25 protein-coding genes are annotated in these 22,536 nt (G+C 41.8%); 13 read left to right on the top strand and 12 right to left on the bottom strand.

What is annotated here, in order from left to right; all coding sequences use genetic code 11:
• Window positions 1-45 precede the first annotated feature (45 nt).
• On the top strand, window positions 46-636 hold the full coding sequence (locus ABTV71_RS23380; protein WP_433901283.1) for a 2,3-bisphosphoglycerate-dependent phosphoglycerate mutase: 591 nt from the start codon (window positions 46-48) through the stop codon (window positions 634-636).
• Between the two features lie 91 nt (window positions 637-727).
• Here the strand turns inward: ABTV71_RS23380 and feoB are convergent, their stop codons facing one another.
• From feoB to ABTV71_RS23365, 3 genes are all read right to left on the bottom strand, one after another.
• Complete coding sequence (gene feoB, locus ABTV71_RS23375) at window positions 728-2,902, bottom strand: ferrous iron transport protein B (RefSeq protein ID WP_433901282.1); 2,175 nt, start codon at window positions 2,900-2,902, stop codon at window positions 728-730.
• Window positions 2,903-2,908: 6 nt separating this feature from the next.
• Entirely contained in the window at window positions 2,909-3,157 is a 249-nt protein-coding gene (locus ABTV71_RS23370) for a FeoA family protein (protein ID WP_121125893.1), read from the bottom strand.
• Window positions 3,158-3,352: 195 nt separating this feature from the next.
• Window positions 3,353-4,012, bottom strand: a complete 660-nt coding sequence (locus ABTV71_RS23365; RefSeq protein WP_121125892.1) for a metal-dependent transcriptional regulator — start codon at window positions 4,010-4,012, stop codon at window positions 3,353-3,355.
• Window positions 4,013-4,129: 117 nt separating this feature from the next.
• Here ABTV71_RS23365 and ABTV71_RS23360 point away from each other — a divergent pair, with 117 nt between their 5' ends.
• Window positions 4,130-6,445: a TonB-dependent receptor gene (locus ABTV71_RS23360; protein WP_433901281.1), complete on the top strand. Its 2,316-nt coding sequence runs from the start codon at window positions 4,130-4,132 to the stop codon at window positions 6,443-6,445.
• A gap of 495 nt (window positions 6,446-6,940) precedes the next feature.
• Here the strand turns inward: ABTV71_RS23360 and ABTV71_RS23355 are convergent, their stop codons facing one another.
• Complete coding sequence (locus ABTV71_RS23355) at window positions 6,941-7,465, bottom strand: hypothetical protein (RefSeq protein WP_121125890.1); 525 nt, start codon at window positions 7,463-7,465, stop codon at window positions 6,941-6,943.
• Between the two features lie 328 nt (window positions 7,466-7,793).
• On the opposite strand from ABTV71_RS23355, the gene ABTV71_RS23350 reads away from it, so the two are divergent.
• A complete protein-coding gene (locus tag ABTV71_RS23350) occupies window positions 7,794-7,994 on the top strand; it encodes a hypothetical protein (protein WP_121125889.1) in 201 nt (66 codons plus the stop codon).
• Between the two features lie 577 nt (window positions 7,995-8,571).
• Here the strand turns inward: ABTV71_RS23350 and ABTV71_RS23345 are convergent.
• From ABTV71_RS23345 to ABTV71_RS23330, 4 genes are read right to left on the bottom strand one after another with little or no spacing between them, the layout of a single operon-like run.
• Window positions 8,572-9,510, bottom strand: a complete 939-nt coding sequence (locus ABTV71_RS23345) for a glycerophosphodiester phosphodiesterase family protein (RefSeq protein ID WP_121125888.1) — start codon at window positions 9,508-9,510, stop codon at window positions 8,572-8,574.
• 17 nt (window positions 9,511-9,527) lie between these two features.
• Window positions 9,528-10,043: a shikimate kinase gene (locus ABTV71_RS23340; RefSeq protein WP_121125887.1), complete on the bottom strand. Its 516-nt coding sequence runs from the start codon at window positions 10,041-10,043 to the stop codon at window positions 9,528-9,530.
• A gap of 6 nt (window positions 10,044-10,049) precedes the next feature.
• Window positions 10,050-11,234, bottom strand: coding sequence for a BT_3928 family protein (locus tag ABTV71_RS23335; protein WP_433901280.1), 1,185 nt, complete (start codon window positions 11,232-11,234; stop codon window positions 10,050-10,052).
• 4 nt (window positions 11,235-11,238) lie between these two features.
• Window positions 11,239-11,781: a DUF1599 domain-containing protein gene (locus ABTV71_RS23330; protein ID WP_077438693.1), complete on the bottom strand. Its 543-nt coding sequence runs from the start codon at window positions 11,779-11,781 to the stop codon at window positions 11,239-11,241.
• Window positions 11,782-12,067: 286 nt separating this feature from the next.
• Here ABTV71_RS23330 and ABTV71_RS23325 point away from each other — a divergent pair, with 286 nt between their 5' ends.
• The 4 genes from ABTV71_RS23325 to cysM all read left to right on the top strand — a co-directional run bounded on the left by ABTV71_RS23325 (window position 12,068) and on the right by cysM (window position 15,212).
• Window positions 12,068-12,865, top strand: coding sequence for a HipA family kinase (locus ABTV71_RS23325; RefSeq protein ID WP_433901279.1), 798 nt, complete (start codon window positions 12,068-12,070; stop codon window positions 12,863-12,865).
• Window positions 12,843-13,226 (top strand): DUF3037 domain-containing protein, encoded by a 384-nt coding sequence (locus ABTV71_RS23320; RefSeq protein ID WP_121125885.1) that lies wholly within the window; start codon window positions 12,843-12,845, stop codon window positions 13,224-13,226. Before ABTV71_RS23325 ends, ABTV71_RS23320 begins: the two co-directional genes overlap by 23 nt.
• Before the next feature lie 296 nt (window positions 13,227-13,522).
• Window positions 13,523-14,332 carry a serine O-acetyltransferase gene (locus tag ABTV71_RS23315; protein WP_121125884.1) on the top strand — a complete coding sequence of 270 codons (810 nt, stop codon included), beginning with the start codon at window positions 13,523-13,525 and terminating at the stop codon, window positions 14,330-14,332.
• 7 nt (window positions 14,333-14,339) lie between these two features.
• Complete coding sequence (gene cysM / locus ABTV71_RS23310; protein ID WP_433901278.1) at window positions 14,340-15,212, top strand: cysteine synthase CysM; 873 nt, start codon at window positions 14,340-14,342, stop codon at window positions 15,210-15,212.
• A 262-nt stretch (window positions 15,213-15,474) separates the two neighbouring features.
• Here cysM and ABTV71_RS23305 read toward each other — a convergent pair whose 3' ends face one another.
• Window positions 15,475-15,834 (bottom strand): bleomycin resistance protein, encoded by a 360-nt coding sequence (locus tag ABTV71_RS23305; RefSeq protein ID WP_121125882.1) that lies wholly within the window; start codon window positions 15,832-15,834, stop codon window positions 15,475-15,477.
• 280 nt (window positions 15,835-16,114) lie between these two features.
• On the opposite strand from ABTV71_RS23305, the gene ABTV71_RS23300 reads away from it, so the two are divergent.
• Window positions 16,115-17,089 carry a YeiH family protein gene (locus ABTV71_RS23300; protein ID WP_433901277.1) on the top strand — a complete coding sequence of 325 codons (975 nt, stop codon included), beginning with the start codon at window positions 16,115-16,117 and terminating at the stop codon, window positions 17,087-17,089.
• Between the two features lie 38 nt (window positions 17,090-17,127).
• On the opposite strand, the gene ABTV71_RS23295 is transcribed toward ABTV71_RS23300, so the two are convergent.
• The 3 genes from ABTV71_RS23295 to ABTV71_RS23285 form a co-directional block, all read right to left on the bottom strand.
• Window positions 17,128-17,598, bottom strand: coding sequence for a GNAT family N-acetyltransferase (locus tag ABTV71_RS23295; RefSeq protein WP_433901276.1), 471 nt, complete (start codon window positions 17,596-17,598; stop codon window positions 17,128-17,130).
• A 48-nt stretch (window positions 17,599-17,646) separates the two neighbouring features.
• Window positions 17,647-18,105 carry a MaoC family dehydratase gene (locus ABTV71_RS23290; protein ID WP_104384189.1) on the bottom strand — a complete coding sequence of 153 codons (459 nt, stop codon included), beginning with the start codon at window positions 18,103-18,105 and terminating at the stop codon, window positions 17,647-17,649.
• A gap of 170 nt (window positions 18,106-18,275) precedes the next feature.
• A complete protein-coding gene (locus ABTV71_RS23285) occupies window positions 18,276-18,716 on the bottom strand; it encodes an SRPBCC domain-containing protein (RefSeq protein ID WP_433901275.1) in 441 nt (146 codons plus the stop codon).
• Between the two features lie 230 nt (window positions 18,717-18,946).
• On the opposite strand from ABTV71_RS23285, the gene ABTV71_RS23280 reads away from it, so the two are divergent.
• From ABTV71_RS23280 to ABTV71_RS23260, 5 genes are all read left to right on the top strand, one after another.
• Entirely contained in the window at window positions 18,947-19,753 is an 807-nt protein-coding gene (locus ABTV71_RS23280) for an alpha/beta hydrolase (protein ID WP_433901274.1), read from the top strand.
• 159 nt (window positions 19,754-19,912) lie between these two features.
• Window positions 19,913-20,401: a hypothetical protein gene (locus ABTV71_RS23275; RefSeq protein ID WP_433901273.1), complete on the top strand. Its 489-nt coding sequence runs from the start codon at window positions 19,913-19,915 to the stop codon at window positions 20,399-20,401.
• Between the two features lie 277 nt (window positions 20,402-20,678).
• Window positions 20,679-21,575 (top strand): DUF3347 domain-containing protein, encoded by an 897-nt coding sequence (locus ABTV71_RS23270; RefSeq protein ID WP_433901272.1) that lies wholly within the window; start codon window positions 20,679-20,681, stop codon window positions 21,573-21,575.
• 8 nt (window positions 21,576-21,583) lie between these two features.
• Window positions 21,584-22,015: a hypothetical protein gene (locus ABTV71_RS23265; RefSeq protein WP_121125876.1), complete on the top strand. Its 432-nt coding sequence runs from the start codon at window positions 21,584-21,586 to the stop codon at window positions 22,013-22,015.
• Between the two features lie 190 nt (window positions 22,016-22,205).
• Window positions 22,206-22,535: a hypothetical protein gene (locus ABTV71_RS23260; RefSeq protein WP_433901271.1), complete on the top strand. Its 330-nt coding sequence runs from the start codon at window positions 22,206-22,208 to the stop codon at window positions 22,533-22,535.
• Window position 22,536: the final 1 nt, after the last annotated feature.

The following is a 22,536-nucleotide window of genomic DNA, read 5'->3' as shown; positions in this document are numbered from 1 at the left end:
TCCACTTTGGGTAGCTATCCGCTAAAACAATAAATAATAGGAGTAATGGCAAAATTATTTTTAGTCCGTCACGGGCAATCACAATGGAACCTGGAGAACCGTTTCACAGGTTGGCAAAATATTGATATTACAGCTTTAGGACAACTGGAAGCAAAAAAGGCAGGAAAAGCATTGGCAAAAGAATCAATTGATATCGCATTTACTTCTACACTGATCCGGGCACAACATACTTTGGAGATCATTCTCAACGAGATCGCAAAGCCCAATATTCCGATTATCGTTGATGCTGCACTGAATGAGCGGAGCTACGGAAACTTAGAAGGACTAAATAAGGATGAAACCGCTGAAAAATATGGGGTGGAGCAAGTACATATCTGGCGAAGATCTTTTGATGTCGCTCCCCCGGGCGGTGAAAGCTTAAAAGATACCTACGATCGGGTGATACCTTATTTTGAGAATTTCATACAGCCAGAGTTGGACGCAGGTAACAATGTTCTTATTGTCGCACATGGTAACAGTTTAAGAGCGCTCATTATGTATCTGGAACATCTCACCCCGGCACAGATCCTTGAGCGAGAAATTGCGACCGGAGATCCCATTACATATCAATGGGATCACAATAAAATCATACGATAGCCGGATTTTGTCGCTAAGGTTTAGTTCGAATAGACTTAACTGTTTGCAAACAATTAGCACGGTATATGGGCAGGCATCATAGGTCAACAGATTAGGCAAAAAAGTACCAAACTTTTGTTACCAGGAAACATACGATCAGGCCATAAAATACGGGTAACAATGTCGCTACTGCGGTCCATTTGCGACTTCCCGTTTCCTTATAAATGGTGTATATTGTTGTGCTGCAGGGATTGTGTAGGAGACTGAACAGCATCAAATTAATGGCGGTCAATGTTGTCCACCCACCCGCGTGTAATAGGGTCGACACCTCGTTTGCTGAGCCTTCAAACAATACACCCGTACCAGCTCCGGTACTCCCTACCGTGAGCGCAGTTAACATGAGTATGGTTGGGATAACAATTTCATTGGCTGGAATGGCAACGATATAAGCCAATAAGATAACTCCATTTAGACCTATAAATAGACCCATCGGGTTGAGGCCATGAATGAGCCAGAGCGCTATATTTTGATCAGCGATATGAATGTTGCAGATCAACCAAATAATCGCACCAGCGGGTGCAGCAAAGATGATAGCCCGCCATAAAACGATCAATGTGCGGTCTATGAATGAGCTGTATAATGTCTGAAAGAATCTCGGTGGGCGATAAGGGGGTAGTTCTAGCGTAAAGAATGAGGATTCTCCTTTGAGTAATGTTTTTGACAATAGCCAGGAGGTTAAAAATGTAAATGCAATACCAAGTATCGCAATGAAAATTACAGCAAACATAGCGACGGAACTAGACCATTTGGCAGGAACCAAAATACCTAAAAAAATACTGGCGGTCAAAATCTGTGTGGGCCATCTTCCATTGCAAAGCGAGAAGTTATTGGTGACGATAGCAATCAACTTTTCACGTGGACTGTTGATAATCCTTGTTGCAACAACACCTGCGGCATTGCAGCCAAAGCCCATACTCATTGTTAGTGCCTGTTTACCATGAGCGCCGGCTTTTTTGAATATCCGATCTAGATTGAATGCAACTCTAGGGAGGTAACCAAAATCTTCCAATAATGTAAATAATGGAAAGAAGATCGCCATCGGTGGCAGCATGACCGATATGACCCAGGCAGTAGCCAAATAGATCCCGTCAATCAGAAACCCACCTAGCCAAACAGGAATATTCATGTCTGTTGACGCATCCTTTAAAAACGGATAAACATAATCGAGCAATAAAGTTGATAGCATTTGTGAAGGATAATTTGCCCCCGTTATGGTAAGCCAAAGGATCAATCCGAGCAGCATAAACATAATCGGAAATCCCCAGATACGGTGGGTGACGATATGATCGATACTGCGGTCCACTCGAAATGAATAGCTGTCCGAATCTGTTGAAACATGGTCTTTTACCAGTTTGCTCGCTTTTGCATAGATCGCTTCAACCAGCTCATTTCGATAATTATCTCCTAGTTTAAACCGATATGCTGTGGCGTAATGCAATATGGGGGCTAAGTTTTCACTGTCAATGGAATTGGATAGTTGTCCTTTTTGTAAGGCATCAATAATGCTTTTATCATCTTCGATCAGGCGCATGGCCAGCCAATTCGTGTTGGTTAACTTGCTGTCCAGCGTGTCGAGATGGTTGGCTATTGTTGCAACAGCAGTGCCTGTTTGCTTTGTCAACTGAAAAGAGGTCATTTTTGCGGGGAGGAAACTACCGTCAGCCACTTGATGGATAGCCGCCAGGAGGTCTGAAAGTCCTTCTTTAGTACGGGCGCTGGTGGCAATAACAGGGATGCCGAGATCCTTTGATAGGGTTCGTGCATCAATCTCTATCCGATGACGCCGCGCCTCGTCCATCAAGTTGAGGCATAAGACCGCTTTGTTGCTAATTTCGAGAATTTGTAGAACCAGACTGAAATTGCGTTGCAGCCTGCTGGCATCGACGACAATGACGGTGACATCGGGTTGGCCAAATAGGATAAAATCTCGGGCGACCTCTTCATCTTCGGATGTTGAAAGTAAGGAGTAGGTGCCGGGGAGATCAATGATTTTAAATTTATCGCCTCTATGTGAATAACTTCCTTCAGCTCGCGTAACAGTTTTACCCGGCCAGTTTCCAGTATGCTGTTTTAATCCAGTTAGCGCGTTAAAAATGGAACTTTTACCCGTGTTGGGATTTCCGGCTAAAGCAATAGTGTAGGTGGAATTTCCCAAATCTGTTCCCCATTGTTTTAGATCTGAAGTGGGATTCAGCTGGCAGGTTTCACATGCTGTATGTTTTTTCATCGTCATCTATTTATGGGTAATCAATACCTGTAACGAATCCTCTTTACGAAGTGAAATCACGGTGCCGTGTATATTATAGGCGATCGGATCACCTAGGGGACTTATATTCTGGATGCTTATTTCCGCGCCCCTGACAAAACCTAGGTCAAGCAAGCGCTGTCGGATTTCCTGGCGACAGTCTGTCGCTATCCCCACAATGCTTGCAAGCTCCCCCTTTTTTAATAACCCCAATGCTATTACCTGATTGTTTATCATTGCTTATTTTATTTTTAGTTTAGCTAAATTATAAAATTAGATTAGACTAACAAAATTTTGTGCAATAAATCTTAACGAGGATTGTTTTGTAGGTTTATACTGGTTTGTTTTTTTTGCCATAGATGACAGCGGAGCCATAGAAGCTGGCTCCAGCAATTAGGATGATGTCGATTAAAATAGTAGTTAGCTATATTTTTAAGAAATAGGGCGTACAAGTAAGGTTGCGGTAACTTTGCTGCTGAGTACTTCTGCGGACCGCTTGTCATAACTAACTGTGATACTGCGGTCAAATGGTTCGATGGAGTGAATCGTTAATGTTGTACCCAATTCTAGGTTTTTAGAGTTTAGGTATTGTAACAATTCTTTGGAGGAAGGCTGTACAGCCATTAATGTGACCACATTTCCGATTTCACAGGTATCAAGGAAGACATAGTTCTCCGAACGCATTACACCATTATGGTCAGGAATCGGCGAGCCATGGGGGTCTACTGTCGGGTAGCCCAATAATTGATCCATCTTGGTGAAAAATTCAGGAGAATGGATGTGCTCGATCTGTTCCGCGATCTGGTGAACTTCATCCCATGCAAAGCCCATCTTTTCTACGAGATACATTTCGGTAAGTCGATGTTTGCGAATAATAAGCGCAGCTTCTTTTTTTCCTTCTTCTGTAAGCTTGAGGGGTTTATAGCTTTCGTAATGGACCAAACCTTTTTCAGATAGCTTTTTCATCATACTATTTACCGTTGGCATTTTGATTTCCAGTCGTTTACTGATCTCATTGACGCTAGCCTCGCCTTTTAGGTAGGTCAGATTGTATAATGCTTTTAAGTAGTTCTCTTCGGTCTGTGATATCATAGTACAAATTTACCAAATATTAGTTGTGTCTAATAGTCATGTTAGAAAATATTTTGTTAGTTCAATCTAACTTACTAGATTTGTGTTTCTAAATTTATAATTAATCAAAACAAAACAATGATGACGGGATTCAGAGTTCTCTTGACAACAGTATTCATGCTGATCGGATTTATTTCCTTTGGGCAGACAGGTGGGGTAGTAGGTAAAATTTATGATAGCAATGGACTCCCGTTGAAATCGGTATCCGTGGTGATTCCTGCACTAAAGATGGGTACGAAGTCTAACAATCTTGGACGATTTACATTGGAAAAGATTCCCTCTGGTACCTGGGGAGTGGAAGTCAAACATATCGGTTTTAATGTCCATCGTGATTCGATTCGGATCGATAGGGGTACTGTGGCCAGGAACATCCGTTTAGACCGTTCCATTTTCTTTTTGGATGAAATTGTGGTCACGGGCACTAAAACATTCAAACGAAAAACGGAGAGTCCGGTAATTGTCAATATATTGGAGAGTAAAACCCTGGACAATCTGCAAGTATGTAATCTTTCTGAAGGGCTGAAGTTTCAGCCGGGCTTGCGGGTGGAAACTGATTGTCAGACCTGTAACTACACCCAATTGCGGATGAATGGACTCCAGGGAGGATATTCGCAGATACTGATCAATGGGCGGCCTATTTTCAGTCCTTTGATGGGACTCTATGGTATGGAGCAATTGCCTGTCAATATGATCGAAAAGATTGAGGTGGTTCGCGGTGGCGGATCTTCGTTATATGGTTCAAGTGCCATAGGGGGCACAGTCAATGTGATCACCAAATTACCGAAGCAGAGTGGTTATGAAGTCAATTCTTTTTACCAAAGCATTGATGGCAAGACAAGCGATTTTAACCTTGGCGGAAATGCTACCTTGGTCAATGAAAAGGGGAATGCTGGAACATCCTTTTTCTTCAATAAACGGGATCGCGGCTTTTACGATGCAAATGGCGATAATTTTTCGGAAATACCTAAAATTGAAAATACCTCCTTCGGTATCAACTCATTCTATCGGTTCTCGGACAATCAAAAATTGCAGGTTTCCCTGAGCAATCTGAATGAATATAGATTTGGGGGTGAGATGACGAAAAAACCAGCCTACCTTACACTTCAGTCCGAGGAACGTACCCATAAAATATGGATGGGGAGCGCGGATTACCAGATCAATTTTAATCAGGATAAATCGGCATTGATCTTCTATACAGCTTTTCAAAATACCAATAGAAAGCATTATACCGGGATATTTCCGGATAGTCCGGAAGAGATCGAAAATCATCTCAAAAATCCGCCTTATGGCGATTCAAAGACAACCACATTGCAGGGCGGTTTTCAATTGAACCACGAGGTTAGCAATTTTTTGAACCATCGGAATGTATTGACCGTCGGATCGGAATATGTGTCCGATAAAGTTTACGACGAAATTCCGAGTTATAACTATTTGGTCGATCAGCACACGAAAGATTGGGGGAGCTTTTTTCAGAGTGACTGGGACTTTGCGGACAAGTTTAACTTGCTATCCGGGGTTCGGGTGGACAAGCATAACCTATTGGACAAAGTGATTGTCAGTCCACGTATAGCGCTGTTATATAAGCATGCGGCCAATACGCAGTTCCGTCTTAGCTATGGAACGGGTTTTCGGGCGCCACAGGCATTTGATACAGACCTTCATATTGCCTTTGCGGGAGGTGGTGTTTCACGTGTTCAATTAGCTCCAGATCTTCGGGAGGAGCGATCAAAGAGTTTTAGCGGTTCGGTAAACTATGATAAAGCCACGGAGAAATGGATTGCGGGTTTTACATTGGAGGGATTCTATACACAGCTGAAAAATGCCTTTGTACTTGAAGAAATCGGTACGGACGACTTTGGTAAGGTGTTTGAAAAACATAATGGGAATAACGCGAAGGTAGCAGGAACTACACTTGAATTACGTGCCAATTATAATAAAAAGATGCAACTGGAAACAGGTTTTACCTTGCAACAGAGCAAATATGAAAATCCTGTATCTTACCTGGAGGGTATAGAAGCGACAAGATCATTCCTGAGAACACCAGATGAATATGGTTTTGCAAACCTCAATATCACACCGGATAAACGCTGGACAATCAATCTGAACTATGTGTACACGGGTAAAATGAAGATCGCTCATGCTGGTGGTGCGGACAATTTTCCAGAGGATGAAATGGTTCATACAAAAGCATTCTCAGAGTTAAATAGTAAAGTGTCGCATACTTTTAGTCTGTCAAAATTTAACAACATGATCGAAATTTATGGGGGTGTAAAGAATGTTTTTAACGCTTATCAACATGATTTCGATACCGGTAAAAATCGGGATAGCAATTACATTTATGGTCCTAATATGCCACGAACGTTCTTTGTTGGTTTAAAGATAAAGAGCCTTTAAGTAAATTGATCAGCGTATTAGACTGGATCTGTGCAAAATATTATAATCTTGTTACGCTTAAAGAAATATTTTTAAATCAATTTCGTGTCACCTCAGTGGAGCGATTTTACGAATAACCAGATGCAAAAGAAGCAACTCCAGTATATATACAATTGGCTACTGACTATCTGAAAAAACGAGGGGTATAAAAGCTGTGTCTTGTTGTGCTATTATTACAAACGGAGGAGCATAGTAAAGCACTTGCGGGGCTTTCGCCGAATAGTTCTGTAAGATTAAACTGTTTGTAAGGAGCTCGATATAGCCAAATAGCCAATTAGAGGGTTGAAGATCAAGGACGCATGGGGCTAGCACGGGAAGCTCTGATATTTAAAAGAATACAAAAAGGACAAAATACTATGGGAAGAGTGCAGTATTGAGACGCGAGAATTGTAAAACAAAAAATCCTGCATGGACATAGCGCCAGCAGGATTTTTTGTTTCCGGATATATTGTTTTTTTATTTCAATACAAACTTGAAACCCAATGAGAAACGGGATGGTTCAAAGTTAGAACCATGTGATAAGTTCCACCATGGTTTCCAGTCAAAATGCATTGCTAATGGTGCTGAAGGAATTCTGAACTCCAGACCCAATGCTGGACGGATAGCAAAAAAAGTTTCGGTATCACCATCTTTCCAATGGTAGTCATCGTCCCAGTAGCCATGCCATTTGCCATAGTCAACAAAAGATACTTGTGGCCCCACACCGACATACCACGATAAACCGCGTGTTCCAGAGATACGTTGGTTGTAAGAATAATCTACACCGACAACCGTGATGTTGTCGCCAAATAATACCTGTGCATTTCCGGCATCATTGCCACCAAAATTGTGTTTGATCTGTGGGCCGTATAATGTTGGGCCATCACCGACGTCAATGCCAAGGCCAAGAGCTGTACGGTAAGGAGTTTGCGCGTTTGCCTGTTGGTTAATGGCAAATACAAGTGTAAAAAGTGTCAGAAAAGGTAGAAGTACTTTTTTCATGATATTAAAAAAATGTTAGCGTTAAGTTTTCGAATCGAGAACTTTCGCTGTTTATACAAATACTCTGCCAATTATTCGTGTTTCGATGGGTCGAAATATCGTTATTTATTAACTATTTTATTTTAAGGGTGTTATTTTTTATTTTATTCTACTTTTAATCCTTGAGGATAGTTTTTTAGCTTCTTGTTTATATTGTAGTCGAATGCTTGCGGATTCAAATTCAGATTACCGAAACGATATCTGCCGGAGCATTGTTTATCTTGTATATACATGGCGGTTTAACTTATTTAAAAAAGCGTAATGGAAGTATAAACTTAGATATTTTAAGATGGAACATATTCAAGTCAATAGGAAAAAAATAGAGCAATGGCTTGCGGAGGGCTATGACGTGCTGCAGGAAGGAAAGCTTTTAAAAGTTGAAGGCGACCTGCCGGAGTTTTTGGAACAATTTGATGACGAAGCTGAGCCAAAGACTTACTTGTTAAAAGAATTGGTCACTTGGCCTGAAGAAGAGCTTAAAAAACTGTAAGGAATATGGAGCAAATGAAAATAGCATCGGAAAAGATAGTTCCAATAGATTTTGACGCAGAGGAACTACCCATAGAAATCAGGGAATTGCGTCCCGTGGTTTTTTATATCCGAGATAGCCTAAATGTATCTAATCGCGATGTTTGGTAAACTGATTTGATGTTTGGTAAACTGATTTTTCGTGTTGTATATATTTAGAAGATACAGGTAGTATGCGCTTAATATTTTTTTAAATTATATTAAGTTTTTGGGATTGAGGCCTCCCAAAAAATAGTTGTTCATTGTCAAAGGTGACCCATGTTATGACTTGTATGAACGATCTGAACCCGAAAGACAGGTACTGGAAAAAGTTATATTATTCTTTGCTGAGAATTTAGGGCAGTAGTATAGGAAGATTATGGTTCCGGATGAATCATTATGAACAAAGTCTAATATATTAATTTTATAGTTTTCAATAGGAAACTTAGTTAGCTGGCTCGGCACAACGGAATAAATTTTCTGAAAACCGTAGCTCTCTTTTTGGGGTCGAGAGCTGTTTTTTTTTATTAAGAATAGTTCAGTTTGACATGAGCAATAATTTACTGCACAAATTTAGAACTTATACCCCTTTTCTTGATATAAAAACTTAACGCTCTACCTGCCTCGATCGGACGATCAGTACTCAGTATATCTGCGCCACGTTCTATAAAGCTGGCATACAGCTGAAATCCTTTCTTTGCAGCTTGTCTGTCGAGATTACCCTGCGTGCCCAAGATACACATGATCCCATGATCATGCAATACTTTGGTTAGCTGCGGATCAGCTTCCCGTGTACCGACGAAGGCCAGTAACTTATTGTCCGGTACATCTTTTTCGTTGAGACGGGCGATATCCGCTAGGCTCTTCACTGAAGCAGATATCATCAGATCCCCGGCAAGATTGTGTACTTTTCCGGCCTGACCGGCACTATAAGTAATGATAACAACACTGGATTCGGCACGCTGTTTACGAATGACATTGATTACGGATTCGTAAGGTACCTCGTTTTTAATATCCAGTGTGAAAATAACCTTGCCTTTTCCCCAGGCCAGGGCTTCATCGAGTGTTGGGATTTTGTAGGGTGTTATTTTCTTGTCGTTGTCTACCAGACGCAGTTTTTTGAGCTCCGCCAAAGTACGTTCACTAACAGATCCCCGGCCTGTTGTCGTGCGGTTTAGGGTATTGTCATGCATGAGTACCAGTGCCGAATCTTTGCTTAATCTAACATCGCACTCTACAATAACAGGCTGCAGACTGGCATTATATGCAAAGGTTTCCAAAGCATTTTCCGGATAGCCAGAAGTAGGCCCGCCACGGTGCAGACTGACCAATGGATAGCGGTTGTCATCATAGGTCAGAAACTGATAAAGATCCTCTACTGTGGTCAGCTGGATGCGCTTGCCCACAGGTAAGCCTTCTGTATCACCACTATGGCGAAAACAGCTGCAAACAGCTATACAGGTCAGGAATAAAAGGAAGCAGTACAGGCGTATTCTCATTTTTAACTATTATGCGACTATAAATTATGCTGATTGATTAGGGCAACTAACGTTTCTACTGTGGTATTGAGCTGATCTATTGTCAGATGAGCCCGAGTATAGTAAGGCTCGCGTTCCGTTAATTTCTCTTCAATAAAAGCCCGTAGTTCTTCCGGTGATTTACCGATCAGAATAGGTCTTTTATGTAATTTTGACTGCGACAGGCGGTCAAATAAGGCTTTTGGAGTCATTTGCAGATAGACCGCATAACCATTGGCTTCGATCCAATCCATATTGTCAAAAAAACAAGGGGCACCGCCCCCCGTGGAGATGACCGCGTAGCTGCCCGCAAATTTACGCAACTGCTCGCGTTCCAGCTTTCGGAATTGTTCTTCACCATGCTGGCCGAAATAGTCGGTAATGCTCATGCCGATCTGTTTCACAATCTCCTCGTCGGTATCGATAAAAGGTAAATCTAATTTGCTGGCCAGCTTTTTTCCCAGTGTGGTTTTTCCACTGCCCATATAGCCAATCAAAAATATAGGTTTAGGCATATTGTATTATTTGTCCTTACTTAAAAAATTGTCTTCAATCGTCTTTGCATCCGGGAAATTATTGTAATGCCATTTGCCCATTACATTCCCCCCTTTTAACAGGATCACACCGGGATTGGCCCGGACCATACTTTTCAATGGAATTAAATCCGCATAATAGATTTCTGCAATCAATTGCATCTTGTCACTCAGGTATTGTGCATCTTTGGAAGCCGAGGCGGTCAGCAGGACAACGCGAAGACCATTGTAATCTTTGGTCATCTGTGTCACCGTCTGATTGATTTTCTGGATGGCATCTATATTGGTCGATGAAAGATCCTTGGCGACGATGATAATATTATAATAAGGGTTGGCGATGATCTCCTGTGTATGATCAGCACCGTCCGCATCAGTAATCAAAAGGTCTGGAATAGGAATGTCATATCCTTTTTTGACGAGTTTGCTTTTTGGTTCGCCAATGATCTCCCAAGACTCATCCTCCCAAAGTTTATCTGCCATATACACTTTGTCATTCACTTTCTTAGTCTCGCCGGTCTTCTTGTTTTTCATGGTATAGAGCTGCTCAAAGACATCGGCCTGTTTTCCTTCAGGAAGGACCATCAGAGAAGGTAGATTGTTGCCGATCTTATAAGGCAAGAAATCAATAAAAGGGAGATAATTGACCGTATATACTCCTATACCCAAGGAAACAACAGCTGTAATCAATGTGACAACAAATTGATTGCCGGAACCTTTGATAATAGACCGGATCTGTTTGCGATTAAAAAAGATGATCAGGATCAAAGCCAATAACACCAGATCTTTAGAAAAAGATTGCCAAGGGGTCAGTGGTATGGCATCACCAAAACAACCGCAGGAAGTAACGACTTCGAAAAATGCGGAATAGAATGTCAGAAAGGTGAAAAATAGGATCAACAACAGTAGGCCCCAAGCCACCAGATTGGCGTAGACCCCAAACAATAGGAGCGCACCTAATAGGATTTCAAAGCCACAGATCACCACGGCCATGGCCGTAGCATATTCATTGAAGGCAGTCAGGTGGAACACTTCGAAATATTCCTGCAATTTATAGCCGAAGCCGGTAGGATCATTGGCCTTGATAAATCCGGAGAAAATAAAAAGAAGTCCAGTGAAAATGCGGCAAAAACCTAAAAGGTAATTTGTTTTTGTTGTCTGTTGTGCTGTCATCATCCGATTATTGTTGTGCGAGTCCTAACTTAATTAACGCAAAAACTGCGTAGTTGAGCATATCCTGGTAATTGGCATGAATGCCTTCTGAAACGATGGTCTGCCCGTCATTGTCTTCGATCTGTTTGACGCGGTGGATTTTCATTAAGATCAGATCTGTCATCGAAGAAACGCGCATATCACGCCAGGCCTCACCGTAATCATGATTTTTGGCTAGCATGAGGTCCCTTGTTTCGGTTACCTTTTCCGTGTATTTTTGATTGACAAAGGCAGGGTCGAGGTTTTCCTCTCCATCTTCACCAAGATCAATCTGGATCATGGCCATGATGCAATAATTAATGATACCGATATATTCATCCACGACCCCTTCACCAACTTTAGATACTTTTTTGACTTCGAGGGTACGTATACGTTGTGCCTTAATATAAATCTGGTCGGTAATGGAGGAAAGGCGCATAATCCGCCATGCCGTACCATAATCTTTTGTTTTTTTTATAAATAAATCTTGGCAGTGCTTGATCACACTGTTATATTCCTGAATAGTATCCATATCGTTTTTGAAAAGAACTTGATGAGACAAGTCGAGATTATAGGACAAATATAATTAGAAAATAGTACTTCTAATGGTCAAATGAATGTACAATTTGCGCTGTTTTGCTAAAATATAAATAAATATTTAAGATATTTCCACGAATAAAAGGTTCGACCGTTGTGGGATAACAATAAATTTGTTACGGGTATGACGAACAAACTTATAAATAAAGGTAACTTTATCTTTGTTTGATACCATGTCCGGCGTTGGCGGTCAACTTTGAACAGAAAGAAAAAAGAAATTCATGAATTTTCAACAACCTATCATTCGCGAGGTAGAGATTATCCGATATGTTCAGCCATTTCGGGAAGGTGGATCTTTGCCTGCGCTGGTCGATGCAGACGATGGCTTTAGTTATGTCATTAAATTCAGAGGAGCAGGGCAGGGCCGTAAGGCACTCATTGCTGAACTCATCGGTGGAGAGCTGGCAAGGCTTTTAAGATTAAGAGTTCCCGAAATTGTCTTTGCACATCTTGATGAATCTTTTGGGCGCTCGGAACCGGATGAGGAAATACAAGACCTGCTCAAATTTAGCGTGGGGAAAAATCTCGGGCTTCATTTTTTGAGTGGGGCGATTACTTTTGATGCCAATGTTGACGTGATCGGCGCAGAAGAGGCTTCAAAAATTGTGTGGCTTGATGCTTTACTGATGAATGTGGACCGTACGGTACGGAACACCAATATGCTGATCTGGCATAAAGAATTATGGCTGATCGACCATGGGGCATCCTTATATTTTCACCACAGTTGGGACAATTGGGAAGAGCAATCGGTCAAACCATTTGTACAGATTAAAGACCATGTGTTGTTAAAAAATGCGAGCGTTGTCGGAAAAATAGATGCTGAATTCAGTTCTATTTTTACGGACGATGTTTTTCGTAAGATATTGGCTGTCGTACCGGACGAATGGTTAGTGGATTCTGAACGCGAACTGACTGCGGCAGATGCCAGAGAAGTGTATGTTTCCTTCTTGAAGCAACGTGTGGCGAATTCGTCAATTTTTGTAAAACAGATAGAAGATGCCAGAAAAAACCTTATATGAATATGCTGTGGTACGATTGGTACCGCGTGTAGAGCGTGAGGAATTTATAAATGTCGGTATTGCGCTCTATTGCCGTAAATATCGTTTTGCCAGGATGGTTTACGCCATAGATGAGCAGAAGGTAAGGGCACTCTGTCCAAAAATTGAACTGGAACTTATTGAAAACCACTTGTCTTCCTTTCAACGGATATGCAATGGAGATAAAGATGCCGGAAAGTTGGCTGCCCTGGATATCACCGAGCGTTTTCGTTGGCTTACTGCCAAACGGAGTACGCTCATCCAATGCTCAGCCTCGCATCCCGGACTATGTGAAGATCCCGAAGCAACATTGCAAAACCTGTTTGACCGCTTAGTGCTTTAAGAAGCATAAGCAGGTTTCTAAATTGCAACTTGCGTTGATGCGAAGAAGAAATGACGTCGATGAGACAGCAATGAGGAGGGAATCTTTAGCTATCCTAAAACTCAAATAAAAATAAAAAGGATTTAATCACATAGTTAAGTGGTAATAAGGCTTAATCTATCAATATTGTATAGTATCTTTGTTTAAGAATAAAGCTCTTGCAGATCAAAGAGAGACATTAAATTTGTATGTTTCTCCATTAGAATTCTATACAATAGAAACTTGAGCTAAGATTGTTTTAATATTTACTTTTGAAGATGCATGATTTTTATCAACATATCTACGAGCAGCAATTAGCTGTTTTAGAAATGCCTTCCAATAAGAAGATCTGCGGCTGGGCTACCAAAATTCTGGATGTGCTTTTTCCGGAGCGAAATTCGGGCGAGATGAAATCGGTGGACGATGTAAAGCTTGCTTTTGGACAATTTGAGCTGGAGCTGGAGCAGCTCCTGAGCAAATCAAAAGCCTGTGGTCATTGCAATCATGCGCAAGTAGCTCATCAGTTTTTTGAACGCATTCCGGCTTTGTATGAACTCATGTGCCAGGATGCTGATGCATTGATGGATGGGGATCCTGCGGCACAGAACAAGCGCGAGGTCGTACGTACCTACCCCGGTTTTTTTGCAATCTGTATTTTCCGGATGGCAAATGAGTTACATCGTCTGGGGGTCCCCCTGATCCCACGGATATTGACTGAGCATGCGCATTCCAAGACAGGAATTGATATTCATCCGGGAGCGACCATCGGTCATCATCTCCACATAGATCATGGGACCGGATTGGTGATTGGGGAAACCTGTACAATCGGAAACTACGTTAAACTCTATCAGGGGGTAACGCTGGGCGCTTTGAGTGTGGATAAGGTGTTGTCAAATGTCAAACGTCATCCAACAATCGAAGACCACGTCATTATTTACTCGGGAGCAACTATTTTGGGGGGTGAAACACGTATCGGCCACCATTCGGTCATCGGAGGTAATGTTTGGCTGACAAGTTCAGTGGAACCGTATACGACTGTGTATCATCAGGCGACCACAAAATTCATTGATTCAAAACCAATCATATAGATACATTATGGGAAATATTATAGATACCATCGGAAATACACCATTGGTGGAGATCACCCAATTTCATACAAATCCAAAAGTACGGATCTTTGCAAAGATGGAAGGGAATAACCCTGCTGGCTCTGTCAAGGACCGTGCAGCCTTAAATATGATCCGTTCGGCCATGGAGCGTGGTGAGATTTCGAAAGAAAGTAAACTTATTGAGGCAACCAGTGGAAATACGGGGATTGCCCTGGCCATGATTGCCGGGATATATGGTTTGAGTCTTGAATTGGTCATGCCTGCGTCTTCTACCCGTGAGCGTACGCTGACCATGGAAGCTTTCGGTGCCAAGGTTACGCTTCTGGAGTCAATGGAGATATGCCGCGATTACGCCGAAGCAAAAGCAGCAAATGAAGGTTGTTTTATTTTAAATCAATTTGCCAATCCTGATAATTACAAAGCGCATATCAAAACGACTGGACCTGAAATCTGGCGTGACACAGATGGGAAAATCACCCATTTCGTGAGTGCAATGGGTACAACAGGAACGATTATGGGAAATTCCATTTACCTCAAGGAAAAAAATCCGGCAATACAAATTGTCGGTTGTCAGCCTACCCCTGAGTCGTCTATTCCCGGAATCAGACGTTGGCCAGAAGCTTATCTACCGAAAATATTTGATCCGAGCCGCGTGGATCGTGTCATTGATATTTCACAACAGGAAGCAACCGAACTGGCGCGTGAACTGGTGAAACGGGAAGGGGTTTTTGCAGGTATGAGTACAGGCGGAGCATTTGCCGGCGCCCTGAAAATTGCCGATGAAATTGAGGAAGGTGTCATTGTTTTTATTGCATGTGATCGAGGAGACCGTTACCTGAGCTCAGACTTATTCGGTTAGTCCATTCTGAGACAGTAAACTCGTATATAAATTATAGCGCCTGTCATCGTTATACTCCGTTTTCGCGTGATGATGACAGGCATTTTTTTTATTTTTTCTTGTCGTATCTAATCGTCTGAACGGATATTTCCTCTTTGTATGTCGTGTCGTTTTCCATTGGACAGCATAGCTTCAATAAAGTGCCATCTGTTCAGTCTGCTTGTGTCCGATATAGTAACTACCTTAGCATCAGGTTGATGATCTTTGGGTCGAATGTTTAGCGCTAATCCTCCTGTCCGAACGTTAGCAAATTGTTATCCGGATCCAATATGGAAAATTCACGCTGACCCCAAGGTTTTGTCTCCAGTTTGCCATTCGGATGGATAGCAATGTTGCGTGCTAGAAAAGATTGATAGAGTGCATCAATATCATCGGTGCGGATATAGATCATGCCATAATTTTCTTCGGGAGACAGCTCCCTGAATTCAAAAAAATGAATCTCGATCTGATCTTTTTTGATCATCAGATACCCTTCATAATCTTCGGTGCCGCAAGGCATGAACCCTAGCTGGCCTAAGTAAAAATCACTTGTGACAGCTTTGTCGCGCATCGGTAGTTTGGGGTGTGTCGCAGTTAGTCTCATTGTTTTATTTAATTTTTTTGAAGCCTACTGAAATATAAGGGTTATTTTTATTCTTTATGTTAGCTTATACCTATTATTTTTCCGGTTGAGCAAACATAGTGCAATACGGCTCTGGATAATTATCCATTAACGCAATTAATCCGGCTCTCATCTAATGATATTAAATGCTGATTCTTCCATATTTAATTCTGTATAATTTTTAGTTATGACTCATTAGTTTTTGTAGTTTTATTCATGAGTAAAAGTTATTCAATTTTGTGCAAGATCAAACACAGTTATCATGTACAAAAAGATAAACTTTACGATGCGATACAAGCATATGCTCAATAAAAAGATCTCCATCCGGGAAATCATCTTTACTCTCTTACTTATCCTATGTCTGACACCGATCATATCGGCTCCTTTGGCGCTGCTGCTAGGTATTATTGTTGCCCAATGGATCGGACATCCCTTTTTGGCTGTTAATCATAGAGCCACGCAGATGCTGTTACAGCTCTCCGTTGTCGGCTTAGGCTTTGGTATGCATATTGATAATGCTGTTCAGACGGGCAAAGACGGTTTTTTGCTAACAGTTATTTCTATTATCGGAACATTGTTGCTGGGCTATGTATTGGCTGAATTGTTAAAGCTAGAAAAAATGACCGCTTATCTCATCACTGTAGGAACAGCTATTTGCGGCGGGAGTGCCATCGCTGCAGTTTCACCCACAATGAAGGCGAATGAAAAGCAGATCAGTGTAGCGTTGGGAACCATCTTTGTCTTAAATGCTGTTGCCCTATTTGTATTCCCGGTCATCGGTGGTTTCCTGGATCTCTCCCAGACACAATTTGGACTCTGGTGTGCCGTTGCGATACAGGATACGAGTTCGGTGGTTGGTGCGGCAAGTAAGTATGGTTCCGAGGCGCTACAGGTGGCGACAACCGTTAAATTAACACGGGCATTATGGATAATTCCGATTTCGTTGTTGAGCGCCCTTGCCTTTAAAAATAAGGGGACGCGTATCAAGATTCCATATTTTATCGGATTATTTATATTGGCTATTATCCTGAATAGCTATATTCCATTTTTCAGGAGTATGGGAACTTATGTTGTTGAGATCGCTAAAGCCGGACTCACCTTGACGCTCTTTCTGATTGGAGCCAGCCTGTCGAGAGATGTGTTGCTGTCTGTAGGTTGTAAGGCGATCTTGCAGGGGCTGATATTGTGGCTGAGCCTCGCCGTCCCCGTGTTGCTTTATATTTATTTCTGTCTGTAGAAATATAGTGCGCGTCGAATAGCAACAGAAAACCGACTTTAGGAATGTTGGGACTGGTATTTCAGTAAAACCATATCTTTTAACAATTGACCGTTTTCATAGATGGGCTGTTCGTAATTTTCAATAAAAAAATTCGGACGGATACCATATTTAACAAAACCATTGCGTTCGTAGAATCTGATCTGGTCCAGACCGCAATCTGCCGTTCCAACAATCAGATTTGTATATTGCGCAGAATAAGTTTGTTGGATATGACGTAATATTTTACTGCCAAGCCCGCTGTTCTGGTACGCGGGGGTGACGGCGATATTTTTGATTTCCAGGGTTTCATTATCGATGTGGTACAAACAAAATACAGCAATGGGCTGCTGATGTTCCTCGACAACAAAGACAGCGGAATCAAAAAGATACTTATTGATAGCAGCGACTGTCTCATCTGCCAAAAGCAACAAATCATAAGGATAGTCCTTATGATTTGTGATCTGTTTTATTTCTAAATCAGCTAACATACAAATAGTCTGTCTAAATCCATTAAAATGGATGTTGTTCTGATTGACTTAATTGAAGTGGTATAAAAAGATGACATCCCCCACATAGGCCGGTTTGGCACTATCTTTAATTTTTAAGGTTGCCTCAATGGTTACTTTGACAACTCCCCTGAGGTTGGCAACAGATTTAACGTGTGTATGTAATTGTACTTCATTATCGACCAGCACAGGCTGCGCAAAACGCAGATTTTCGATACCATAATTGATTTCCATTTTGACATTCCGTACTTCGGCAATCTGCTTCCACAAATAAGGAATAAGTGATAATGTCAGATAACCATGTGCAATGGTTGATTTAAACGGACTCTCTGTTTTCGCTCTTTCGCTGTCGAGGTGAATCCATTGGTGGTCTAATGTTGCATCTGCAAACTGGTTAATCTGTTTTTGGTCGATTGTGTGCCATTGAGATTCGCCTAATGACTTTCCTTCAAAGGCTTTGTACTCTTCATAATTGTTAATTATTGTCATATGTTATGTCTTTATCGCTTTTCGTTGGAATTTGATCCGTAGGGTATATACTGGGACATCAAATTTTGGCTAAAGATAACCATTGTCGTTAGCAATCCAAGTATGTCCGTTATTATATGTCTATTCGTTGGGATGATCGTTGCCGCAGCAAAGGCCAATAACCGATGTATTTAATGCGTCTGTCCATAGGATGTGTTGCCGTATGTTTTTTCCACATAAGCTTTAAAATTGTCGAGGATGGCTTGCCAACCGTGGCGTTGCACCTCGATAGGATTTTCAGACTCGGCATCAAAAATAACCTCGATATCCGTAGCAGATTTTTTTGTATTAAAATTGATTGTTACCTGACGGCCATCGGGCATCACATAGGCGATTTTTTTAAAGGGCTCAAGTGCAGTATAGGTTCCTGTAAGATCGAAGCCGACCGAACCGTCCTTTGCTTCCATGCGATTTTTAAATTTTCCCCCGACGCGTAAATCGTTAATTGCGTCCGTGCAATGCCAGTCTTCAGATGCCCGGTTCCATTCCATGATGTCCTCCGCAGAGGTGTAGGCATTCCAGATGGTTTCCACCCGCGCAGCAATATGTGTCTGTATTTTTATCTGCTCCATATTACGTTAATAATTTTTTCTAAAGTAATTACAGTTTCCTTACTAATAACAGGAAAATTTATCTTTTGTTATGTCCTCCACGAGGTAATACTGAATATTCTCCGAAAAAAATGTATAGATGCTGTTGAACCGTTGCTTCGTATGGCAGGACAAACAATCTGTGCAGAGGAGAGAGGGATCTGAAAGGTTTTTGCTAACTTTATGGATGTGAATCCTTAAACCCATTTAATATGTCTTCAAAATTTCTTATTGTATTCTTTTTACTCATTTCATCGAACCAAATTTTTGCGCAAAAATACCGTACCATAGAAAATATTAGCTATTGTAAAATTACTGATACCGACGGGTATAAAAAAGAACGTTGCAAGCTCGATCTCTATGTCCCGACCGATCGAAAGAACTTTTCCACGATTGTGTGGTTTCATGGCGGAGGACTGGAAGAAGGGAATAAATTTATTCCTTTGGAACTTAAGGAGAAAGGGCTGGCGGTGGTTGCGGTCAATTATAGACTGAGCCCCAAAGTGAAAGCCCCGGATTATATTGACGATGCTGCTGAAGCTGTAGCCTGGGCCTTTTCACATATTGCATCTTATGGGGGTGATCCGGCGAAGATTTATGTTTCGGGACATTCTGCGGGAGGATATCTGGCGCTAATGGTGGGACTTGATAGCAGTTATCTGCAAAAACGGGGGGTCAGCGCAAATAAAATAAAGGGGCTGATACCGATCAGTGGTCAGACCAATACACATTATACGATCAAAAAGGAACGCGGACAGTCGATGGCAATCCCGCAGATGGATCAATATGCGCCGATATCCTTTGCACGTAAGGACGCACCTGCTACTGTATTGATTACCGGTGATCCACAATTGGAACTTCCAGCTAGATACGAAGAGAATGCGCATCTCGCAGCGATACTAAAACAGGTTGGGCATACCAAAACGTCTCTGTATCAATTGCAGGGCTTTGACCACGGTGGCGTATATAAGCCCGGCTGCCTACTGATGCTTAAATGGATCAAGGAACAGGAGAAATAGATAGGTGTCATTTCGGAGACCGGAAATGAAATCTTATAAATAAAATAAAAAATAGTACAACAGCGATTTGGAAAAAAATTGCGACCTTTATTCCGTAATAGAAGATTTAACCTGACATTTGTAATCGGGTAGCTGAAAAAAGATAAATTTTAATCCGTTATGTGGGTAAAAGTCAACATCCTGTTGGTCATCTGTATATTGGGGCTGTTTTTAGCTCCGAGCCCGGTGTTTGCCTGCCATCTGAGTCCTGAAAAAACCAAGCAGGAGGACAAAAAGTCCTGTTGCTCGGAAAAAGAACCATATGTAAATGCGGCCGATAAGGGTGAAGGTATAAAAGCTACTGACAAAGGTCAAGATTTACATCATGCGCAGAATAGCCGCGATATAAAAGATATCGAAGGAAAGGATTGCTGTAAGGATAAAAGCGAGGATTCACAAACAACACAAGATCACGGTGATGGCTGCAGTAAACATTGCGGCGAAAAATCTTGCCGAACCTCCACGCAGTGTAATCCCATTATTCCTTTTTATGAAGCGGAATTGATCTTACTTTTTGATACGGATCAATTAAAACTATACACCCTGTATAAGCAATCTTTTTGTTCGGATGCTTATTTTTCGATCTGGCAACCACCCAAAATAGCCTAATCGACAATAGCCCATGCTATTCCTTTTGAATCGTTTTCTACATTCAAAATCTCTTTTAGTTATTCAATGAAAATTCCCATTGGCTGACATTATCCGATGCCAGTCAGCAGCTCAATTGCTTTGAAGAGCAGTTTTCATTGGTATTTATTTAATCAAATTTTATTTATCGTGAAATATCCCTATTTGAAAAGTACAAACACAGATCAAATATGTAGGGATTGGAAACGATGTTTAAAGACAAATCAAGCGTAACAAGCGCAAAATATATAATTTAACTATGAAATCAATTTCACTAATTGGTATGGTAAGCCTGGTATTACTGACCAATGTTACAATACATGCACAGATCAAAAATGCGAAAACAGCGACCGTAAAGGTGTTTGGAAATACGCCGGCGGCGAAAGCGGTCATTGAGGGAGAAGGTAAGTCTGGAAAGTCTGCCCAGGTGGAGTGGGACCGGGAAACGAATATGGCGACCATTACCTATGATGCGTCAAAAACAAATGCAGATGAAATCTTAAAACGGATTGCCCTGGCGGGATTTGATAATGAGAAATTTCTGGCTCCGGATGATGTTTATGCACAGTTGCCTAAAGCCGATCAATACGCCAGAACCTTGAAGCCAAAGGCAGAAAGCCAGCCTATGAAAGTCATTTCGCAGGACGGACAACGGAGCATGCCGGCAGCCGATCATTCAGCCCATCAAGCAGCGGCGGAAACGGACGCGGGTAAGGGAAAAGACACACAGTTGACCAATCTGCTCAATCAATACTTCGCTTTAAAAGATGCGCTGGTCAAAACAGATGCATCGGCGGCAGCAAATAAAGCTGCCCTATTGCAGGAGGCGGTCAAAGCCGTGAATATGAATAAGCTTGCTCCCGCCGAACATACCGTATGGATGAAAGTGATGGACAACCTGACTACTGACGCCGCTGCCATTACTAAGAGCAAAGATGTGACCAAACAACGTGTGGCATTTGCCTCGCTTTCCCTGAAGCTCTATGAATTGGCCAAAGTGAGTTCTTTCGGGAGTCCTGTCTACTATCAACATTGTCCGATGTTTAATGACGGCAAAGGTGCAAACTGGTTGAGTAAGGAAAAAGCGGTTAAAAACCCCTTCTACGGATCGCAGATGATCACTTGTGGAAGTACAGTTGAAACGCTTAACAAATAGCAGACCCAATGAAATATTTAGTTGCTATTATAGCGGTGTTTGTCTTCTTATTGACGGCATGCACCAATCCACAAAGCAAATCGAAGGCGATACTTATGGAGTCCGAAAAGGATACAATAATGCAGTTGGCAGCTGCTACGAAACAATACAAAAAGGGAGATCTTGTGCCTACTGAAGAGGTGTGCATGGTCAACGATGCTTTTATGGCCAAGAAACAGCTGATGGTTAAACATGAGGGTAGGGTTTATTATGGTTGCTGTGACATGTGTAAGGAACGAATCCCTAACGAAGCCGCTGTTCGTGTTGCTATTGATCCTCTGTCCGGGAAAGAGGTAGATAAGGCCAGTGCCGCAATTGCGATAACTGGTGATCAAGGTGAGGTTTCTTACTTTGAGAACGAAGATAATTATCGGAAGTATGTTGAAAATTTAAATCAATAAATAGATTTAAAATGAAAAGAATCATACGGATTGTAGTTGCAGCAATGACACTTGCTGCCTGCAACAACTCAAAACCGAATCATACGCAGGCCGCACATACGGCGAAGGAAGATTTGTACTGCTGCTTTTAGCTTTGCTCAGTCAGGTGGTGGCTGTAAGCTATAACCGATACCGACGGGAGTTAAATATAGTGACTTTTGTCCTATTGCTTTTGGGAACAATAGGGGCTTTTGCAGCAATCCAGACAGCATCCCATATTTCGGGAGATGCCGATGGAGAAGCCTTTGCTGTGTTTGATATTCACCAGCGTTATGCCTGGCTTACCTTCTGGATGGCGGGAATTACCACAGCTGTTCGGTTCATGTCACTAAGGTTGAGTTCTGTCATCTGGGCAAACTGTTTGATCGTAATTTTGTTGATAAGTTTGTCAGTCGCAGTATGTATCACGGGGCACCATGGCGCACAGCTGGTCTATCAGTATGGTGCGGGACCTAAAAGTAATGGAGTTTTAATTAAGTAAT

Source organism: Sphingobacterium puteale, assembly GCF_050986225.1.
Classification (GTDB): domain Bacteria; phylum Bacteroidota; class Bacteroidia; order Sphingobacteriales; family Sphingobacteriaceae; genus Sphingobacterium; species Sphingobacterium puteale.
This window is presented reverse-complemented; position numbering and strand designations above follow the sequence as displayed.